This window comes from Microbacterium sp. LMX7-1.2, assembly GCF_040675935.1.
Taxonomy (GTDB): domain Bacteria; phylum Actinomycetota; class Actinomycetes; order Actinomycetales; family Microbacteriaceae; genus Microbacterium.
Map to the genome: position 1 here is coordinate 3,474,627 of NZ_JBEGIL010000001.1, position 16,008 is coordinate 3,490,634.

The 16,008-nt window shown below is 69.3% G+C and carries 14 protein-coding genes; 10 read left to right on the forward strand and 4 right to left on the reverse strand.

Annotation, left to right across the window (positions count from 1 at the left end):
- Nucleotides 1–16: 16 nt before the first annotated feature.
- Together MRBLMX7_RS17055 and def are read left to right on the forward strand one after the other, a co-directional pair.
- A complete protein-coding gene (locus MRBLMX7_RS17055) occupies nt 17–1,795 on the forward strand; it encodes a MinD/ParA family ATP-binding protein (protein WP_363370304.1) in 1,779 nt (592 codons plus the stop codon).
- Complete coding sequence (def, locus tag MRBLMX7_RS17060; RefSeq protein WP_363370306.1) at nt 1,795–2,286, forward strand: peptide deformylase; 492 nt, start codon at nt 1,795–1,797, stop codon at nt 2,284–2,286. The genes MRBLMX7_RS17055 and def overlap by 1 nt, the downstream gene beginning before the upstream one ends.
- Nucleotides 2,287–2,351: 65 nt before the next feature.
- On the opposite strand, the gene MRBLMX7_RS17065 is transcribed toward def, so the two are convergent.
- Nucleotides 2,352–4,184 carry an AMP-dependent synthetase/ligase gene (locus tag MRBLMX7_RS17065; RefSeq protein ID WP_363370308.1) on the reverse strand — a complete coding sequence of 611 codons (1,833 nt, stop codon included), beginning with the start codon at nt 4,182–4,184 and terminating at the stop codon, nt 2,352–2,354.
- A 162-nt stretch (nt 4,185–4,346) separates the two neighbouring features.
- Here MRBLMX7_RS17065 and MRBLMX7_RS17070 point away from each other — a divergent pair, with 162 nt between their 5' ends.
- Both MRBLMX7_RS17070 and MRBLMX7_RS17075 read left to right on the forward strand, forming a co-directional pair.
- Nucleotides 4,347–5,045 (forward strand): lysophospholipid acyltransferase family protein, encoded by a 699-nt coding sequence (locus MRBLMX7_RS17070; RefSeq protein ID WP_363370309.1) that lies wholly within the window; start codon nt 4,347–4,349, stop codon nt 5,043–5,045.
- A 38-nt stretch (nt 5,046–5,083) separates the two neighbouring features.
- The gene (locus MRBLMX7_RS17075) at nt 5,084–6,424 is read left to right on the forward strand and encodes a class II 3-deoxy-7-phosphoheptulonate synthase (RefSeq protein WP_050723723.1); all 1,341 of its coding nucleotides are present in this window, start codon (nt 5,084–5,086) and stop codon (nt 6,422–6,424) included.
- Between the two features lie 93 nt (nt 6,425–6,517).
- Here the strand turns inward: MRBLMX7_RS17075 and pknB are convergent, their stop codons facing one another.
- Nucleotides 6,518–8,464 (reverse strand): Stk1 family PASTA domain-containing Ser/Thr kinase, encoded by a 1,947-nt coding sequence (gene pknB / locus MRBLMX7_RS17080; protein ID WP_363370311.1) that lies wholly within the window; start codon nt 8,462–8,464, stop codon nt 6,518–6,520.
- 79 nt (nt 8,465–8,543) lie between these two features.
- Nucleotides 8,544–9,737 (reverse strand): LysM peptidoglycan-binding domain-containing protein, encoded by a 1,194-nt coding sequence (locus tag MRBLMX7_RS17085; RefSeq protein ID WP_363370313.1) that lies wholly within the window; start codon nt 9,735–9,737, stop codon nt 8,544–8,546.
- A 200-nt stretch (nt 9,738–9,937) separates the two neighbouring features.
- Between MRBLMX7_RS17085 and MRBLMX7_RS17090 the strand changes: the two genes are divergently transcribed.
- Nucleotides 9,938–10,243 (forward strand): Rv2175c family DNA-binding protein, encoded by a 306-nt coding sequence (locus MRBLMX7_RS17090; protein ID WP_363370986.1) that lies wholly within the window; start codon nt 9,938–9,940, stop codon nt 10,241–10,243.
- Between the two features lie 33 nt (nt 10,244–10,276).
- Here the strand turns inward: MRBLMX7_RS17090 and MRBLMX7_RS17095 are convergent, their stop codons facing one another.
- Nucleotides 10,277–11,377: a polyprenyl synthetase family protein gene (locus tag MRBLMX7_RS17095; protein WP_414685119.1), complete on the reverse strand. Its 1,101-nt coding sequence runs from the start codon at nt 11,375–11,377 to the stop codon at nt 10,277–10,279.
- 84 nt (nt 11,378–11,461) lie between these two features.
- On the opposite strand from MRBLMX7_RS17095, the gene MRBLMX7_RS17100 reads away from it, so the two are divergent.
- The 5 genes from MRBLMX7_RS17100 to MRBLMX7_RS17120 all read left to right on the forward strand — a co-directional run bounded on the left by MRBLMX7_RS17100 (nt 11,462) and on the right by MRBLMX7_RS17120 (nt 15,995).
- On the forward strand, nt 11,462–11,839 hold the full coding sequence (locus MRBLMX7_RS17100; RefSeq protein WP_363370315.1) for a DUF3040 domain-containing protein: 378 nt from the start codon (nt 11,462–11,464) through the stop codon (nt 11,837–11,839).
- A gap of 280 nt (nt 11,840–12,119) precedes the next feature.
- Nucleotides 12,120–12,551, forward strand: a complete 432-nt coding sequence (gene mraZ / locus MRBLMX7_RS17105) for a division/cell wall cluster transcriptional repressor MraZ (RefSeq protein ID WP_067120554.1) — start codon at nt 12,120–12,122, stop codon at nt 12,549–12,551.
- Nucleotides 12,552–12,668: 117 nt separating this feature from the next.
- Nucleotides 12,669–13,604 (forward strand): 16S rRNA (cytosine(1402)-N(4))-methyltransferase RsmH, encoded by a 936-nt coding sequence (gene rsmH / locus MRBLMX7_RS17110; protein WP_363370317.1) that lies wholly within the window; start codon nt 12,669–12,671, stop codon nt 13,602–13,604.
- A complete protein-coding gene (locus tag MRBLMX7_RS17115) occupies nt 13,601–14,170 on the forward strand; it encodes a hypothetical protein (RefSeq protein WP_050723730.1) in 570 nt (189 codons plus the stop codon). The genes rsmH and MRBLMX7_RS17115 overlap by 4 nt, the downstream gene beginning before the upstream one ends.
- A gap of 40 nt (nt 14,171–14,210) precedes the next feature.
- Nucleotides 14,211–15,995 carry a peptidoglycan D,D-transpeptidase FtsI family protein gene (locus tag MRBLMX7_RS17120; RefSeq protein ID WP_363370320.1) on the forward strand — a complete coding sequence of 595 codons (1,785 nt, stop codon included), beginning with the start codon at nt 14,211–14,213 and terminating at the stop codon, nt 15,993–15,995.
- Nucleotides 15,996–16,008 lie beyond the last annotated feature (13 nt).

Below are 16,008 nucleotides of genomic sequence, written 5' to 3' on the forward strand. Positions count from 1 at the left end.
AGCTTGGAGTGACGACGTGACCCCGAAGAACGTGGCTGAGCCGCCGGACGACGAGTCCCGCGGTGTGCTCGACGACACCGCGTCGATCGATACGACGGGAATCGGCATCCTCGGGAAGACCGCCCAGGTCGATGTCGAGATCCCTCAGGACGAGGATGACGCGCTCGAAGACGACGGTGTCGTCGATGGTGAGGTCGTCGCGGACCTCATCATCGACGAGCCCGTCGCCGCGGCCAAGGCCGCGGCGGAGATCTCGGATGCGGTTCTCGGGGCGCCGATGGTGATCGAGCTGCCGCCCGAACCGCGGCGTGCGGTCGAGGCGGATGCGATCGTGGAGCCGGAGCCGGAGCCGGAGCCGGAGCCGGAGCCGGAGCCGGAGCCGGAGCCGGAGCCTGAGGCTGAGGCTGAGCCTGAACCGGAGCGGGAGCCTGAGCTGGAGCCGGAGCCGGAGCCGGAGCCGGAGCCTGAGCCGGAGCCTGAGCCGGAGCGGGAGCCTGAGCTGGAGCTGGAGCCGGAGCCGGAGCCGGAGCCCGAACCCGAGGCGGCGCCTGCTGCCCGGCCGATCCCGACGACCGCCGCTCTCGCGGAGACCCCGGCCGCAGCTGTCACCCCCGCGTCCGCCGCCGCTGCCGAGGCGGACGCCGCCGCCGCATTCATCGCGCAGGCGAAGGCCGACCTGGAGACCCGCTCCCGCACCCGGACGAACGTCGAACGACAGCCACGTGTCGAGAAGGAGAGGGCAACCGTGGACACCCCGAAGAGCGCTCCGGCGGCCGCACCGGCACGACGCGCATCGCGCGCGGATGCGCAGCTGTCCTCCAAGCGCCTCGACCAGCTCGGCAACTCCTCCCGGGAGAGCAGCGATCTGCTCACCGCCGATCGCCTGCTTGACCCCCACCGCGTGGCCAAGCCCGAACCGGAGGGTGCGTGGAGCCACTTCCTGTACGCGATCTCCGGTCGGCGCATCAACATCGGCGACGGGCGCCGCGCCCGCGAGCGCAAGGCGCTAACCGCGCGCATCGCCGCCCCGATCTCGGGTGGCGCTCGCTTCATCCCCGTGCTGTCTCGCAAGGGCGGTGTGGGCAAGACGACGATCACCAGTCTGCTCGGGATGGCCCTGGCGGATGCCCGCGAGGACCGCGTGATCGCGGTCGACGCGAACCCCGACCGCGGCACTCTCGCCGACCGTGTGGTCCGCCCGAACCACAGCCGCTCTGTGCGCGACCTCGTGCGCATCCACGACGAGGTCAAGGGCTACCACGACATCTCCGCGATCGTGAGCCGGGACGCCACCCGTCTCGACGTGCTGGCCTCCGACTCGGACCCGCGCATCGCGGAGGCGTTCAGCGACAGCGACTACCGCGACGTGGCCGAGGTCGCCGCTCACTACTACTCGCTCGTGCTCACCGACACCGGTACGGGGATCGTGCATTCGGTGATGTCGGCGACTCTGGACCTCGCCGACCAGTTGGTGATCGTGTCGGGCCTCAGCGTCGACGAGGCGCGCCTCGCCTCCGAGACGCTCACGTGGCTGGAGACGAACGGCTACGCCGAGCAGGCGCGGGATGCCGTCGTGGTGCTCAATCAGTCGACACCCGGAGCGCCTCTCGTGCGTCTGACCGAGCTCGAGACGCACTTCCGCACGCGAGCACGGCACGTCGTCCGGATGCCGTACGACCCCCAGATCGCGGGAGGTGGCGCGATCGTCTTCGCCAACCTCCAGCCCGAGACCAGGGTCGCGGCGCGCCAGCTCGCCGCTCTGCTCGTCGAGGGCCTCCGGACGAAGGGCTCCTGATGGCAGTGCGTGAGATCCGCGTGTTCGGCGACCCGGTGCTGCGCACGATGTGCTCGCCGATCGACGCGCTCGACGACGGCGTGCGCGCGCTCGTGACCGACCTGATCGACACCGTGGAGCTGCCCGGCCGCGCGGGCGTCGCCGCGCCGCAGATCGGGGTGGCGTTGCGCGCCTTCAGCTACAACATCGACGGCGACATCGGCTACGTCATCAACCCCGTCCTCGCCGAGGTGCGCGGTGAACCCGTGCCGACGGGGGAGGGATGCCTGTCGGTTCCCGGTCTGTGGCACGATGCGCTCCGCTACCCGTGGGCGCGGGTCGAGGGCATCGACCTCGACGGCGAGGCGGTCGTGCTGGAAGGCGAGGGGTTGCTCGCCCAGGCGCTGCAGCATGAGACCGATCATCTCGACGGCAAGCTGTACCTCTCGCGCCTCGACGCCGAGACCCGCAAGCGGGCGATGCGCGAGGTGCGCGAGAGCGCCTGGTTCTGACGTCCTCGACGAGGAAGGCCCCCCGCCGGTCGGCGGGGGGGGGCCTTCGTCATGATCCGCGGGGATCAGCCGCCGATCGCGACGTTCGTCGTCGAGACGGGCTCGTCGTAGATCGCGGAGATCTCGTCGGCGAAGTCGCTCATGATGACGTTGCGCTTGATGGACATCTTCGGCGTCAGGTGGCCCGAGCCCTCGGTCCACTCGCTGTCGAGGATCGTGAACTTGCGGATCGACTCGGCCCGGGAGACACGGGTGTTCGCAGCATCCACCGCCTTCTGCACCTCGGCGCGGACCGCCTCGTTCTTCGAGGCATCGGCGAGCGACATGTCCTTGTCGAGGCCGTTGTTCGCCAGCCAGGTGGGGAGCATCTCCGGGTCGAGGGTCACGAGCGCCGAGATGAACGGCTTCTGGTCGCCGACCACCACGACCTGACCGATGATCGGGTTCGCACGGATCGGGTCCTCGAGTGCGGCGGGGGCGACGTTCTTGCCGCCGGCCGTGACGATGATCTCCTTCTTGCGGCCGGTGATCGTGAGGAAGCCCTCGGGGTCGAAGCTGCCGATGTCGCCCGTGCGGAACCAGCCCCCCTCGCTGAACGCCTCGGCCGTGGCCTCCGGGTTGTTCCAGTACTCGCGGAACACGTTGATGCCGCGCACCTCGATCTCGCCGTCCTCCGCGAGGCGGACGCCGACGCCCGGGAGCGCCGGTCCGACCGTGCCGATCTTCGACTTGTCGGCGAGGTTCACGGTCGCAGGCGCCGTGGTCTCGGTGAGCCCGTAGCCCTCGAGGATCACGACGCCGAGGCTGTGGAAGAAGTGTCCGAGACGGGAGCCGAGAGGCGCGGATCCGGAGACGGCGTACACGACGCGGCCGCCCATGGCGTCGCGCAGCTTGCCGTAGACGAGCTTGTTGAAGAGCGCGAACTTCAGGCGCATGCCGAACGGGATACTCTTGCCCTCTTCGAGGAGCTTGGAGTGCTCGATCGCGACGTCGGCGGCTGCACGGAAGATCTTGCCCTTGCCGCCGGCCTCGGCCTTCTGCTCGGCGGAGTTGTAGACCTTCTCGAACACGCGGGGCACGGCGAGCAGGAACGTCGGCTTGAAGGAGCCGAGCGCGGGAAGGAGCTGACGCGTGTCGGGCTGGTGGCCCGTGCGGACGCCCGCGTGCACGTTGAGGATCGAGATGAAGCGCGCGAACACGTGCGCGGTCGTGATGAACAGGAGGGTGGAGGATCCCGGCGTCTGCACGACCTCGTCGAGCGCCTTGGCCGAGTTGCGGGCGAGCTCCACGAAGTTGCTGTGCGTCAGGACGCAGCCCTTCGGGCGTCCGGTGGATCCGGACGTGTAGATCAGCGTCGCGATGTCGGAGCCGACCGCGATGCTGCGCAGTCGCTCGATCTCGGCGTCCGTCACCGATGCGCCCTTCGCCGTGAGCGTGTCGATCGCACCGAGGTGCATCTGCCAGACCTCGCGGAGGAGGGGGAGGTCTCCGCGCACCTCGTCGACGCGCGCGAAGTGCTCGGGCGATTCGACGATCAACGCGATCGCGCCCGAGTCCTCGAGGATCCACTGGATCTGCGCGGGGGAGCTCGTCTCGTAGATCGGGACCATCACGGCGCCGGCGTAGAAGAGCGCGAAGTCGACGAGCGACCACTCGTAGGTCGTGCGTGCGAGGAATCCGACCTTCTCGCCGGGCTGGATGCCGGAGGCGACGAAGCCCTTCGCGAGCGCGATGACCGCGGTCTGGAAGTCGGCGGAGGAGATGTCGCGCCAGTTCTCGCCGTCGGGGACGGCGAACAGGGGGCGATCCGGAGTGGCCTCGACACGCTTCACCAGCAGGTCGGTGATGTTCGCGTCGGGGTCGGCGGGGACGACGGCGGGGACTTCAAACTGGACCACGGCAGCTCCTTCGGTACCGGTCGGGCACGGTGTCCCTCCCGAGTCTAGGGCATGGGACCGGGTCGCATGAAGGATGGAACTGGGTCGCCTCACCGGCGGTGCGGGTGCAGGAGTTCGCGCGAACGCTGGCGCGGAGCGAGGGCGGCGCTAGACTTCACATCGATGTTCTACTGGCTGATGAAGTACGTCGCTATCGGCCCCGTGGTCAAGGCGGTCTTCCGCCCCTGGATCGTGGGGCGCGCGAACCTGCCCCGCACCGGTGCGGCGATCCTCGCCAGCAACCATCTGTCCTTCGCGGACTCGATCTTCCTGCCCCTCATGATCGACCGCCCGATGTCCTTCCTCGCGAAGAGCGATTACTTCACGGGTCGCGGCATCAAGGGCTGGGCCACCAAGTTCTTCATGAAGGCCACAGGCCAGATCCCGATCGACCGCTCCGGCGGCAAGGCATCGGAGGCTTCCCTCAACACCGGTCTCCAGGTGCTCGGGCGGGGGGACCTGCTCGGCATCTACCCCGAGGGGACGCGCAGCCCTGACGGCAAGCTCTACCGTGGCCGCACGGGACTCGCGCGCATGGCGCTGGAGGCTCGGGTCCCTGTCATCCCCGTGATCATGGTCGACACCGACACCGCGATGCCGATCGGGCAGAAGGTGCCGCGCATCGTGCGGGTCGGCATCGTGATCGGCGAGCCTCTCGATTTCTCCCGCTACCAGGGCATGGAGAACGACCGCTACATCCTCCGGTCCGTCACGGACGAGATCATGGTGGCGCTCCAGCGCCTGGGGGAGCAGGAGTACGACGACGTCTACGCGTCCACCGTGAAGGACCGGCTCCCGGTGCGCGTCACACGGCGCTCCTGAGGCGTCCGCGACTCGCCGCGCGCACTAGGCTGGAGGGCATGCTCCAGCACCACATCGACGCGCTTGACGCGTGGCGCGCGCTCCCGATCAAGCAGCAGCCTCAGTGGGGCGACGCCGAGCGCGTCGCCGAGGTCTCCGCGCAGATCGCAGCGCTCCCGCCCCTGGTGTTCGCCGGCGAGGTCGACAACCTCCGTGACCGACTCGCGCGCGCCGCGTCCGGGCAGGCCTTCCTGCTCCAGGGCGGCGACTGCGCCGAGACGTTCGCCGGCGCCACCGCCGATCAGATCCGCAATCGGATCAAGACCGTCCTGCAGATGGCCGTGGTGCTGACCTATGGCGCCTCGATGCCCATCGTGAAGATGGGGCGCATGGCCGGGCAGTTCGCCAAGCCGCGCTCCAGCGACACGGAGACCCGCGGAGACGTCACGCTGCCCGCCTACCGCGGCGACATCGTCAACGGCTACGACTTCACCGAGGGATCCCGTCAGGCCGACCCCGGTCGTCTGCTCCAGGGCTACCACACGGCGGCGTCGACGCTGAACCTCATCCGCGCCTTCACGCAGGGCGGTTTCGCGGACCTCCGCGAGGTGCACTCCTGGAACAAGGGTTTCGCTCAGAACCCGGCCAACCAGCGCTACGAGCGCATGGCTGCGGAGATCGACCGTGCCATCAAGTTCATGGAGGCGGCCGGCGCCGACTTCGACGAGCTCAAGCGCGTCGAGTTCTTCACGGGCCACGAGGGTCTGCTCATGGACTACGAGCGCCCGATGACCCGCATCGACTCCCGCACGGACACGCCGTTCAACACCTCGGCGCACTTCCTGTGGATCGGGGAGCGCACGCGCGAGCTCGACGGCGCGCACGTCGACTACTTCTCGAAGATCCGCAACCCGATCGGTGTGAAGCTCGGTCCGACGACGACTCCCGAGACGGCGCTCGCGCTGATCGACAAGCTCGACCCGAACCGCGAGCCCGGACGTCTCACGTTCATCACGCGTATGGGCGCCGGCAAGATCCGCGACGCTCTGCCGCCGCTCCTCGAGGCCGTCCGCGACTCGGGTGCGCAGCCGCTGTGGGTCACCGACCCGATGCACGGCAACGGCATCACCACGCCGACCGGGTACAAGACGCGTCGCTTCGACGACGTGGTCGACGAGGTCCGCGGCTTCTTCGAGGCGCACCGCGCCGTGGGCACGTTCCCCGGCGGCATCCACGTGGAGCTCACGGGCGACGACGTCACGGAGTGCCTGGGCGGTTCCGAGCGGATCGACGAGGCCGCTCTCGCGACGCGCTACGAGAGCCTGTGCGACCCGCGTCTGAACCACATGCAGTCGCTTGAGCTGGCATTCCTCGTTGCCGAGGAGCTCGAGAAGCGCTGACCCGTCGACACGACGGATGAAGGCCCTCCCCGCCGAGCGGGGAGGGCCTTCCTCATACTGCCGTGTCGTCCCGGCGCAGAGCGGACGCTCGGCTCAGCCGCTGAGCTGGATCGAAAGCTTGACGGTACCGCCGCGCGGCAGCGTCTTGTCGGCTCCCGGGTCCTGCGACGTCACACGCGCCATCTCGGCGAAGCCGGGAAGATCGCCCCACGCCGCGTACGTCGCCGTGAAGCCGGCATCCTCGATGATCTTCTTCGCTTCGACCAGCGTCTTGTCGGTGACGTCCGGCACGGGGAACAGCTCCGGTCCCTTCGACACGATGAGCTGCACAGTGTCCCCGGGGCGCCAGTTGCCTTCCTCGGCGCGGTCGGCGACGCCGATCACGAGATCCTTCGCCAGGTTCTCGCTGAAGGCATACGCGATCTCCGGGTTGACCAGCAGCTGCTTGTCCGTCAGCGTCGTGGTGGCCTGATCGACGGACATCCCCGAGACGTCGGGGAACGCGCCGGCGGAGACGTAGAGCTCGACCGTGTCGTCCTCGAGGATCTCGCACCCGTCGCCGCACGCGTAGACCTCGCCGCCGTCGCGCGGAGTGACGTAGGCGTTGATGACCTGGCCTTCGGCGGCGTCCGAGAACAGCACGAGCGGCTGCTCGGTCACGCGGACCTTGATGTCGGCGAGGTAGTCCCGCGCCTCCTGCTCGGCCTTGCCGTTGAGCGCCTCGACGGTGTGGCCGGCGGGGCCGATCGAGATGTAGACGGTCACCGTGGCGCCCTTGTCGAGGCGCTGCCCCTCATCCGGATCCGTGCGGATGGTGAGATCGCGGGCGACGTCTATCGAGTTCTCCTCACCGCGCACCGGCGCGAAGCCCTCGGCGGTCAGCTGCGCGGCCGCATCCTCGTAGGAGAGACCCGCCACGCTCGGCACGGCCACGAGGGACCCGGGCCCGGAGCCGAACCACCAGCCCACGCCTCCTGCGACCGTCGCCAGCAGGAGCACGAGGGTGAGCAGGAGGGCTCCACGCGCCCGACGGCGTGACGAGCGTCGTCGGAGCAGGGTCGCGTTGTCCACTGCCGCCGGCGTCGGCGCTGTCGGGTTCGGGAGCACCATGGTGCTCGGCATGACCTTCGTGAGATCGGCCGAATCGGCCTGAGCGCGCTGCGGAGTCGTGGCGGCCGCGACGGCAGGGGCGATGCCCAGGTCCCGCTCGATCTCCCGAAGACGGTCGAGCATCTGCTGCGCGTCGTCTGGTCGCTCGTCGGGCGACTTCTCGGTGGCCCACAGGACGAGTTCGTCGAGCGGTTCCGGGACGCCGGGGTTGCGCGCGCTCGGGCGCGGCACGGACTCCGTGGCGTGCTGGAAGGCGATCTGCATGGGCTGCTCGCCCTTGTACGGCTGCTCGCCGACGAGCATCTCGTACAGCATGATGCCGAGCGCGTAGATGTCGCTGCGGGCGTCGGCGGTCCCTCGGGTCACGAGCTCGGGAGCCAGGTACGCGATCGTCCCGAGGAGCTGCTGTCCCGTGGCTGTGTTCGCGGTCGTCGCGCGAGCCAGTCCGAAGTCGCCGATCTTGATGCGCCCGTCCTCGGCCAGCAGGACGTTCTCGGGCTTGACGTCGCGGTGCACGATGCCGGCGCGGTGCGCTGCGGAGAGACCCGCGAGCACGGCATCCATGATCGTGATCGTCTGCGGCACCGTCAGTCGCTTCTGCTCGCGGAGGAGCTCGCGCAGAGTGATGCCGGGCAGATACTCCATGACCAGGTAGGCGAGCTCGCCGTCCTGCCCCTGGTCGAACACGTTCACGACGTGCGGGTCGGCCAGACGGGCGGCCGAACGGGCCTCCTGAATGAATCGGCTCTGGAACGCGGAGTCGTCGCTCAGATGCGCGTGCATCACCTTGAGGGCGATGCGTCGTTCGAGCCTGAGGTCGGTCGCGACGTAGACCGTGGCCATTCCGCCTCGGGCGATGCGGGCCCTCACCCGGTACCGGCCGTCGACAAGCCGCCCGATGAGGGGGTCGGCCTGCTGATTGGTCGTCACGTCAAGATTCTATTGAGGACTCCCTGAAAGCCTCGGGAGCGGCTCGCCCCTCGAGCCTGCGGGTTTGCCCGGAACACGGTCATCCGTAGTGTGCGAGCCACTGGTAGGCCTGTGTCTCCCACAGGCCGTAGCGCTCGGGGTAGGCGGAGATCTGCACGGCCTGAGCCGCGTCCGTGAACCGCATCGACTCCCACCCCGGGATGTCGAGCAGTCCCCGTGTGGCCTGACCGTTGGGGTCCGCGGAGCCGCCGAAGAACACGCGGGTGCTGCGGTCGGCGTCCAGGATCTGCTCGGGCAGGCCCCAGCCGGTGCTGGGGCGCTGCTGGAAGAGGCCGAGTGAATCACGGTCCCCCCACGCGAGGTTGCGCATGCTCGATTCGACCATCGCGGTCGCGAGCGCGAGCGCGATCGCGCGGTCGGAGACGCCGAGCTGACGGCCGACGCCGATGATCAGAGCCGCGTTGCCCGCCTGTTCGGCATCGAGCGCGGCGAACGACTGCGCAGGAGCGACCGGCACCGCGGCGGGCGCGGGCGCGGGCGCGCCGGTGACAGCGATGCTCTGACCCGGGTAGATGATCGCGCCGGAGGAGAGGCCGTTGAGCGCGAACAGCGAGGCGGTCGTGGTGCCGTACTTCTGCGCGATCCCGAAGAGCGTGTCGCCCGCGACGACCGTGTGCGTCTGCGCGCCTGACGCGACCGGTGCCGGCGCGGCGGGAGTGGCAGCGGGCGCCGCCGCGGGAGTGGTCCCGCTCAGCGCGATCGTCTGGCCGGGGTAGATGACCGAGGCTCGGGTCAGGCCGTTCGCGGCGAGGACCGCGTCGACCGTGAGACCGTACTTCTTCGCTATCCCGAATACGGTGTCGCCGGCGACGACGACGTGGGAGGCCGTGGGGACCGGTGCCGGAGCAGCCGCCGGAGCGGCCGCCCCGGTCAGCGCGAGCGTCTGGCCCGGGTAGATGACCGACCGCCAGCTGAGGCCGTTCCAGGTGAGCACGTCGACCGTGCGGAGTCCGAACCCGGTCGCGATCGACGAGACCGTGTCTCCGGGCTGGACGACGTACGTGGGCGGCGTGGTCTGGAGCGGCACGACCCGTGCGGCCGCGTGCGCCCGCTCGATCGGAGCGACCGGGGAGTCGGCGTGGGCCGGGGCCACGGCGAGGGGGCCCGTGAGGGTCCCGAGCACGGCGGCGGGCACCCCCAGCTGCAGGTAGGTCGTCCGTCGCGCGGCGGCGCGCGATCGCGAGTCGGGCTGTCGCACAGCGTGCTGTCTCAAGGCTTCCCCCTTGTTCGGCGTCTGCTCACGCTGACACGTATGTATACGGAAGTCAACAGGAGTGGTGCATGTGACGCATGTGACATATCGGTCCCGGAAATGCGCCCGGACCGCGGAGATGAGATAGTGGCAACGTGTCTGAGCAGTCTGAGAACAGCAATCCCGAGAACGCCGGGGCCACCCCCACCGACTGGCTGGCCATGCCGGACCTCGTCGAGGCGCTGGGCGAGCCGCTCGGCCGCGTCCGCCGTCTGATCGACGAGCACTACCTCGTCGGATCGCGCCGGACCGGCGTGTTCGCGGTGCCCTCCGTCTTCATCGTCGACGGGCACCCGCTGCCGTCGCTGCGCGGCACCGTGATCGCCCTGCAGGATGCCGGCTTCAGCGATGACGAGGTGGTCGACTGGCTCCTTGCCGACGAGGACACCCTGGGTCGCTCGCCGATCGCCGCGCTGCTCGCCGGACACAAGAGCGAGGTGCGCCGCATCGCACGGACCCTCGCCTGAGAGTCCTGCCCGGTCAGTGTCCGGGCGCAGGGATCAGGCCGAGCGCACCGTCGCGGCTCGGGCGAGGTCGCGCAGCTCCCCGACGGCCGCGTTGTCGAGTCGCGCGCCGGAGAGCGCACGGTCCGCGTCCTTCGCGTAGCCCGCGATCATCTCCTCGACGGACTCGAGCGCGCCCGACCCGGCGATGGTCGCCTGCAGGAAGGACACCTGCTCCGCGGTGAGGTCGGGGTCGCCCAGGAGTTCGTCGAACAGCGTGCGCGCTGAGGAGTCGAGCGACTGCCTCGTGAGCGCCACGAGCACGGTGCGCTTGCCTTCGCGCAGGTCGTCGCCCGCAGGCTTGCCCGTCACGGCGGCGTCGCCGAAGACGCCCAGGATGTCGTCCCGGAGCTGGAAGGCCATCCCCACCGGATGTCCGAACCGGCGCAGCGCCCGCAACTGCTCCTCGTCGGCCTCGGCCAGGGAGGCGCCGAGCACGAGCGGCTGCTCGATGCTGTACCTGGCCGACTTGAGGGAGACCACGCGCAGGGCGCGCTCGACGTGCGAGTCCGTCGCGTTCACGCTCCAGGCGGATTCCTCCGCGATGTCGAGGAACTGTCCGACCGTGACGTCGCGACGCATCCGTGCGTACTCGCGTCGCACTCGGCGCGCGTGGGGGAGAGAGCTGACGGCGTCCTCGAGCAGGTCGTCGCTCCAGGCGACGAGGAGGTCGCCGAGGAGGATCGCGGACGAGCGGCCGAACGACTCGGCGTCGCCCGTCCAGCCGGCGCGACGATGCGACGCCTCGAGCGCGCGGTGCGCGGCCGGGCGTCCTCGACGGGTGTCGGAGTTGTCGATCAGGTCGTCGTGGACGAGGGCGGCTGATTGGAAGATCTCCAGCGCGGCGCACACGTCCCACAGGCTCTCCGTCTCCGCTGCGGCGCGATCGCGCTGACGGGCGACCGCGCGCCAGCCCGCGTGGCAGAAACGGGCGCGGAGGCGCTTGCCTCCGACGAGCGTGTCTGCCGCGGATTCCTGGAGTGCAGCGGCATCCGGACCGTACTCGCGCGACTCGGTGCGCATCCGGTCGAGGAAGAGGTCCAGGCGGGCGGCGACGGCGTCGGGGACGAGGGAGGGGGACGGCACGACTCCCAGCATACGTAAAGGGAACTGGGGCCGAACGGCTAGCCCGGAGGCTCATACCGCGCGTAGAATGGACAGACCATACCCGAGGGGGACGAAATGCCACTCTCCGAACAGGAGCAGCGTCTGCTCGATGAGATGGAGCGCCATCTCCTGCACAATGACGCCGATGTCGTGAGTGCGCCGTCAGGCGACCGAGCACTCAGCTACCGCAACCTGGTGTACGGGGCGCTCCTGCTCCTCGCAGGAGTGGGCGGGCTGATCGTCGGTGTGATCCTCGGGGACGTCTGGGGCGTCGTCGTCGGCGTGATCGGATTCGCAGCGATGCTCGGCGGCGTCATGCTCGCCGTCACCCCCGTGCGCCGACCGCTCTCCGCCGCACCCCGCGAACGCGGTCCGAAGAAGCAGCCGCAGGGCTCCGCCTCATTCATGGACCGCATGAACGACCGATGGGACCGCCGACAGGACGGTCGCTGACCCACCACGATCCTCCACGAAGGCCCGGATGCGCTCAGCATCCGGGCCTTCGTCGTGTGAGGAGGTGATCCGCGCGCCTCTCCCGGGGCGGTCCTCCACACATCCTCCACTCATCCTCCACCCCCGCTTCGCCTGAAGACCCGCGTAATCACGCGGGTCTTTTTCGTGCGCTCTCTCGATGGAACAGGAATACTGCCAATTGCTCATATGTTTGTGGAGGAAAGTGGAGTAAAGTGGGGCGCACCTCGAGTTTGGCCGGACGCAGAGGGGGTGATGGCCGATGCTGCTGGGGACGCACTCTCCGAAGCTGGACGACAAAGGGCGGGTCATCCTGCCCGCGAAGTTCCGCGAAGACCTCGGTGGCGGCATCGTCGTCACGCGTGGACAGGAGCGCTGCCTCTACGTCTTCAGCACGGCCGAGTTCGAGGCGATGCACGAGCGGATCCGCCAGGCCCCGCTCGCGAACAAGCAGGCGCGTGACTTCATGCGCCTCTTCCTCTCCGGTGCCAGTGCGGAGATGCCCGACAGCCAGAACCGCATCACCATCCCCGCGCACCTCCGTCAGTACGCGGGTCTGCAGAAGGAGCTCATCGTCACCGGAGTCGGCGCCCACGCCGAGATCTGGGATGCCGAGAGCTGGAACGCCTACCTCGCCGCCGGCGAGGAGTCCTACGCCGACCTGGAGCAGGAGGTGATCCCGGGACTGTTCTGACCACGGCTGTGATGCCCCGCCGCTCCCGCCCCGACACACTTCCCCGGTGCCGGGTCGCGAAGCGGAGGGGGATCAGGGCCCTGGTCACTCACACACAGAGGTCACCCGAGAAAGATCATGAACCTCCGCGACATCCACACCCCCGTCCTGCTCGAGCGCTGCATCGAGCTGCTCGCCCCCGCCCTCCAGGCCGACGGGGCCGTCCTCGTCGACGCCACGCTCGGCATGGGCGGTCACTCCGAGGCCCTGCTCGAGCGCTTCCCGAACATCCGCCTCGTCGGACTCGACCGCGACACCGACGCCCTGCGCATCGCGGGGGAGAGGCTCGCACGCTTCCGCGACCGCATCACGCTCGTGCACACGGTCTACGACGAGATCGGCCTGCACGCACAGGGAGCCTCGGGCATCCTGTTCGACCTCGGAGTCTCCTCCCTCCAGCTCGACGAGGCCGAGCGCGGCTTCGCCTACTCGAAGGACGCGCCGCTGGACATGCGGATGGACCAGACCAAGGGCGTCACCGCCGCCGAGGTCATCGCGACGTACAGCGAAGGCAACCTGCGACGCATCTTCGAACGCTACGGCGAGGAGAAGCTCGCAGGGCGCTATGCGCGTTTCATCGTCGAGGCGCGGCAGGCGCAGCCGATCCTCCGCTCCGGGGACCTGGTCGACATCCTCGTGGCCGCGACGCCGGCCGCCGCACAACGTGCCGGACACCCCGCGAAGCGCGTGTTCCAGGCGCTTCGCATCGAGGTCAACACCGAGCTCAGCGTCCTCGCGGATGCGATCCCCGCCGCGATGGACTCGCTCCGGGTGGGCGGACGCATCGTCGTGATGTCCTACCAGTCGCTCGAAGACCGCTTGGTCAAGCAGGCCTTCGCGGCAGGTGCCGCGTCGACCGCACCCCGGGGACTCCCGGTCGAGCTGCCCGAGCATGCTCCGCGCTTCCGCGTGGTCACGCGCGGTGCCGAACTCGCGAGCGACGAGGAGCGCGTTCGCAACCCCCGAGCGATCCCGGTCCGTCTGCGGGCGGCGGAGAAGGTGCGTGAATCATGAGCATGTCCGCGATCGCCCGGAAGCCCCGCTCCCTCGAGACCGAGGCTCCCACCCGCGCACCGCGCCGGCGACTCGAACCCGTCACCGGCACCCCGGCACGCCGCAAGCCCAAGCTCGCCTACGCGATCATCGCGCTGGCCGGCGCCATGGCGATCGGGGCCGCGCAGATCGGTCTGTCGCTCGCGATCACGCAGGACTCGTTCCTGCTCGCGAGCCTCACGTCCCAGCAGCACGATCTCGATCTGCGGACCGACGCCCTGCAGGACGATCTCACCGGGCTCAGCTCACCGCAGGCGCTCGCGAGCAGCGCGGCCTCGCTCGGCATGGTCGTCGCCGGTTCGCCCGCCTACATCCGACTCAGCGACGGAGCGGTGTTCGGACAGGGCACCGGAGCTGCGGGGACGTCCACGATCGACCCGAACGGCGCCGGAGCCGTGGCGAACTCGCTGCTGCAGGCACCGCCTGCCGCGACGGACGAGGCCGCCGACGAGACGACAGCAGGGCAGACGCAGCAGGAGCTGCCCCCCGCGATCACCGACGGACTCCCGAGTCCCACGACGCGATAGCCGACACGAGACCCGCATCACGATCTGACGGAGACAGTCCATGACGACACGAGCCACCCGGACGCCACGGCGACGCACGGTCGTCGCGCTGGCCGTCATCCTGTCGGTCCTCGCCGCGTTCATCGTGCGCCTCGTCGACATCCAGATCGTGCGCGCCGACGAGCACGTCACGCAGTCCCTCGAGTACATCTCCCGGGGTACGCCCATCTACGGCGACCGCGGCTCGATCGTGGACTCCACCGGCAGCGTGCTCGCCGAGAGCGTCACGGTGTACGACGCCCAGCTCAGCCCGCAGGTCATCCGGTTGCTCGAGGAGGACGAGAAGAACCCGCCGAAGACACCGTGGGCGGAGGCCTCCACGCGGATCGCGGAGATCCTCGGGCTCGACGCCGAGAAGCTCCGCGCAGATGTGGCCGCCGCGCTCGAAGCGAACCCCGACTCGCAGTACCTCCCGTTGATGAACGGGGTCACCGCCGAGCAGTACATCGAGCTGCGAGACTTGAAGGTATCGTCCTATCTGTCCCTGAAGGCGCGCGAGGTGCGGGTCTACCCCAACGGCGCGGTCGCGGGCAACGTGGTCGGCTTCCTCGACGGCACCGGCACCGCGCAGGCCGGCATCGAGAAGATGGACGACCGCTGCCTCGCGCCCACGAACGGCGAGGAGAGCTACCGCACCGGCAAGGACGGGGTGGTCATCCCCGGCAGCGAGAGCCGGACGGATGCCGTCGACGGCGGCACCGTGCAGCTCACGATCAACGCGGATCTGCAGTGGTACATGCAGCAGATGATCGCGGAGGAGGCGCAGGCGCAGGGCGCCCAGGGCGGCACCGTCACGGTCGTGGAGGTCGCGACCGGCAAGATCCGCGCGGCCGCCGAGTGGCCCACCATGGACCCCAACGACCTGAACGCCGCCTCGCAGAACGGCACCCTCGTCAGCAAGCTGTTCTCCTACCCGTTCGAGCCCGGCTCCACGTTCAAGGCCGTGACCGCGGCGGCGGTGATGGAGAACGCAGGCGTCACGATGACGAGCCCGACCGTGTCGGCGTCCTCGAAGGAGAAGTTCGACAACGGGGCCGTGATCAACGACGCGTTCGTGCACCCCACCTACCAGTACACGCTCGCCGGGGCCCTGATCGACTCGTCCAACGTCGCCCTGTCGAAGTTCGGCACAATGGTCAGCCCGGATGTCCGTTACGACTACCTGCAGCGCTTCGGCGTCGGCGAGTCGACGATCGGCTTCCCCAGTGAGGCGAGCGGCATGCTGCACCCGACCAGCGACTGGGACAACCAGTCGCTCTACACGACGACCTTCGGCCAGTACTTCACGGTCACCGCTCCCCAGCTCGCCGGCGCCTACCAGGCGATCGCGAACGGCGGCGAGAAGATCGGGCTGTCGCTCATCGAGTCGTGCACCGCGACCGACGGCACCGTGATCACGCCGGACGCGCCGACCACCGAGCAGATCATCCAGCCGCAGACGGCGGCCGACCTCACCCGGATGCTGGAGAACGTCGCGGTGCAGGGCGGCAACGCCGAGCGCATCCAGGTACCGGGCTACCGCGTGACGAGCAAGACCGGTACCGCGCAGATCGAAGACGGCAACGGCGGCTACAAGCAGGGCGTCTACTACACCAGCATGGTGGGCTTCGCTCCGGTGGACGATCCCCAGTACGTCGTCGTGGTCACGCTCGACCAGCCGACTAGAATCACATCATCCGCGGCGACGGCGTCGGCCTTCCAGAAGGCGATGACCCAGACCATGAAGACGTACCGCGTGATGCCGTCCTCCTCCCCGATGGACGCACTGCTTCCCAAGTTCGAATGAATCGGCGCCTGCT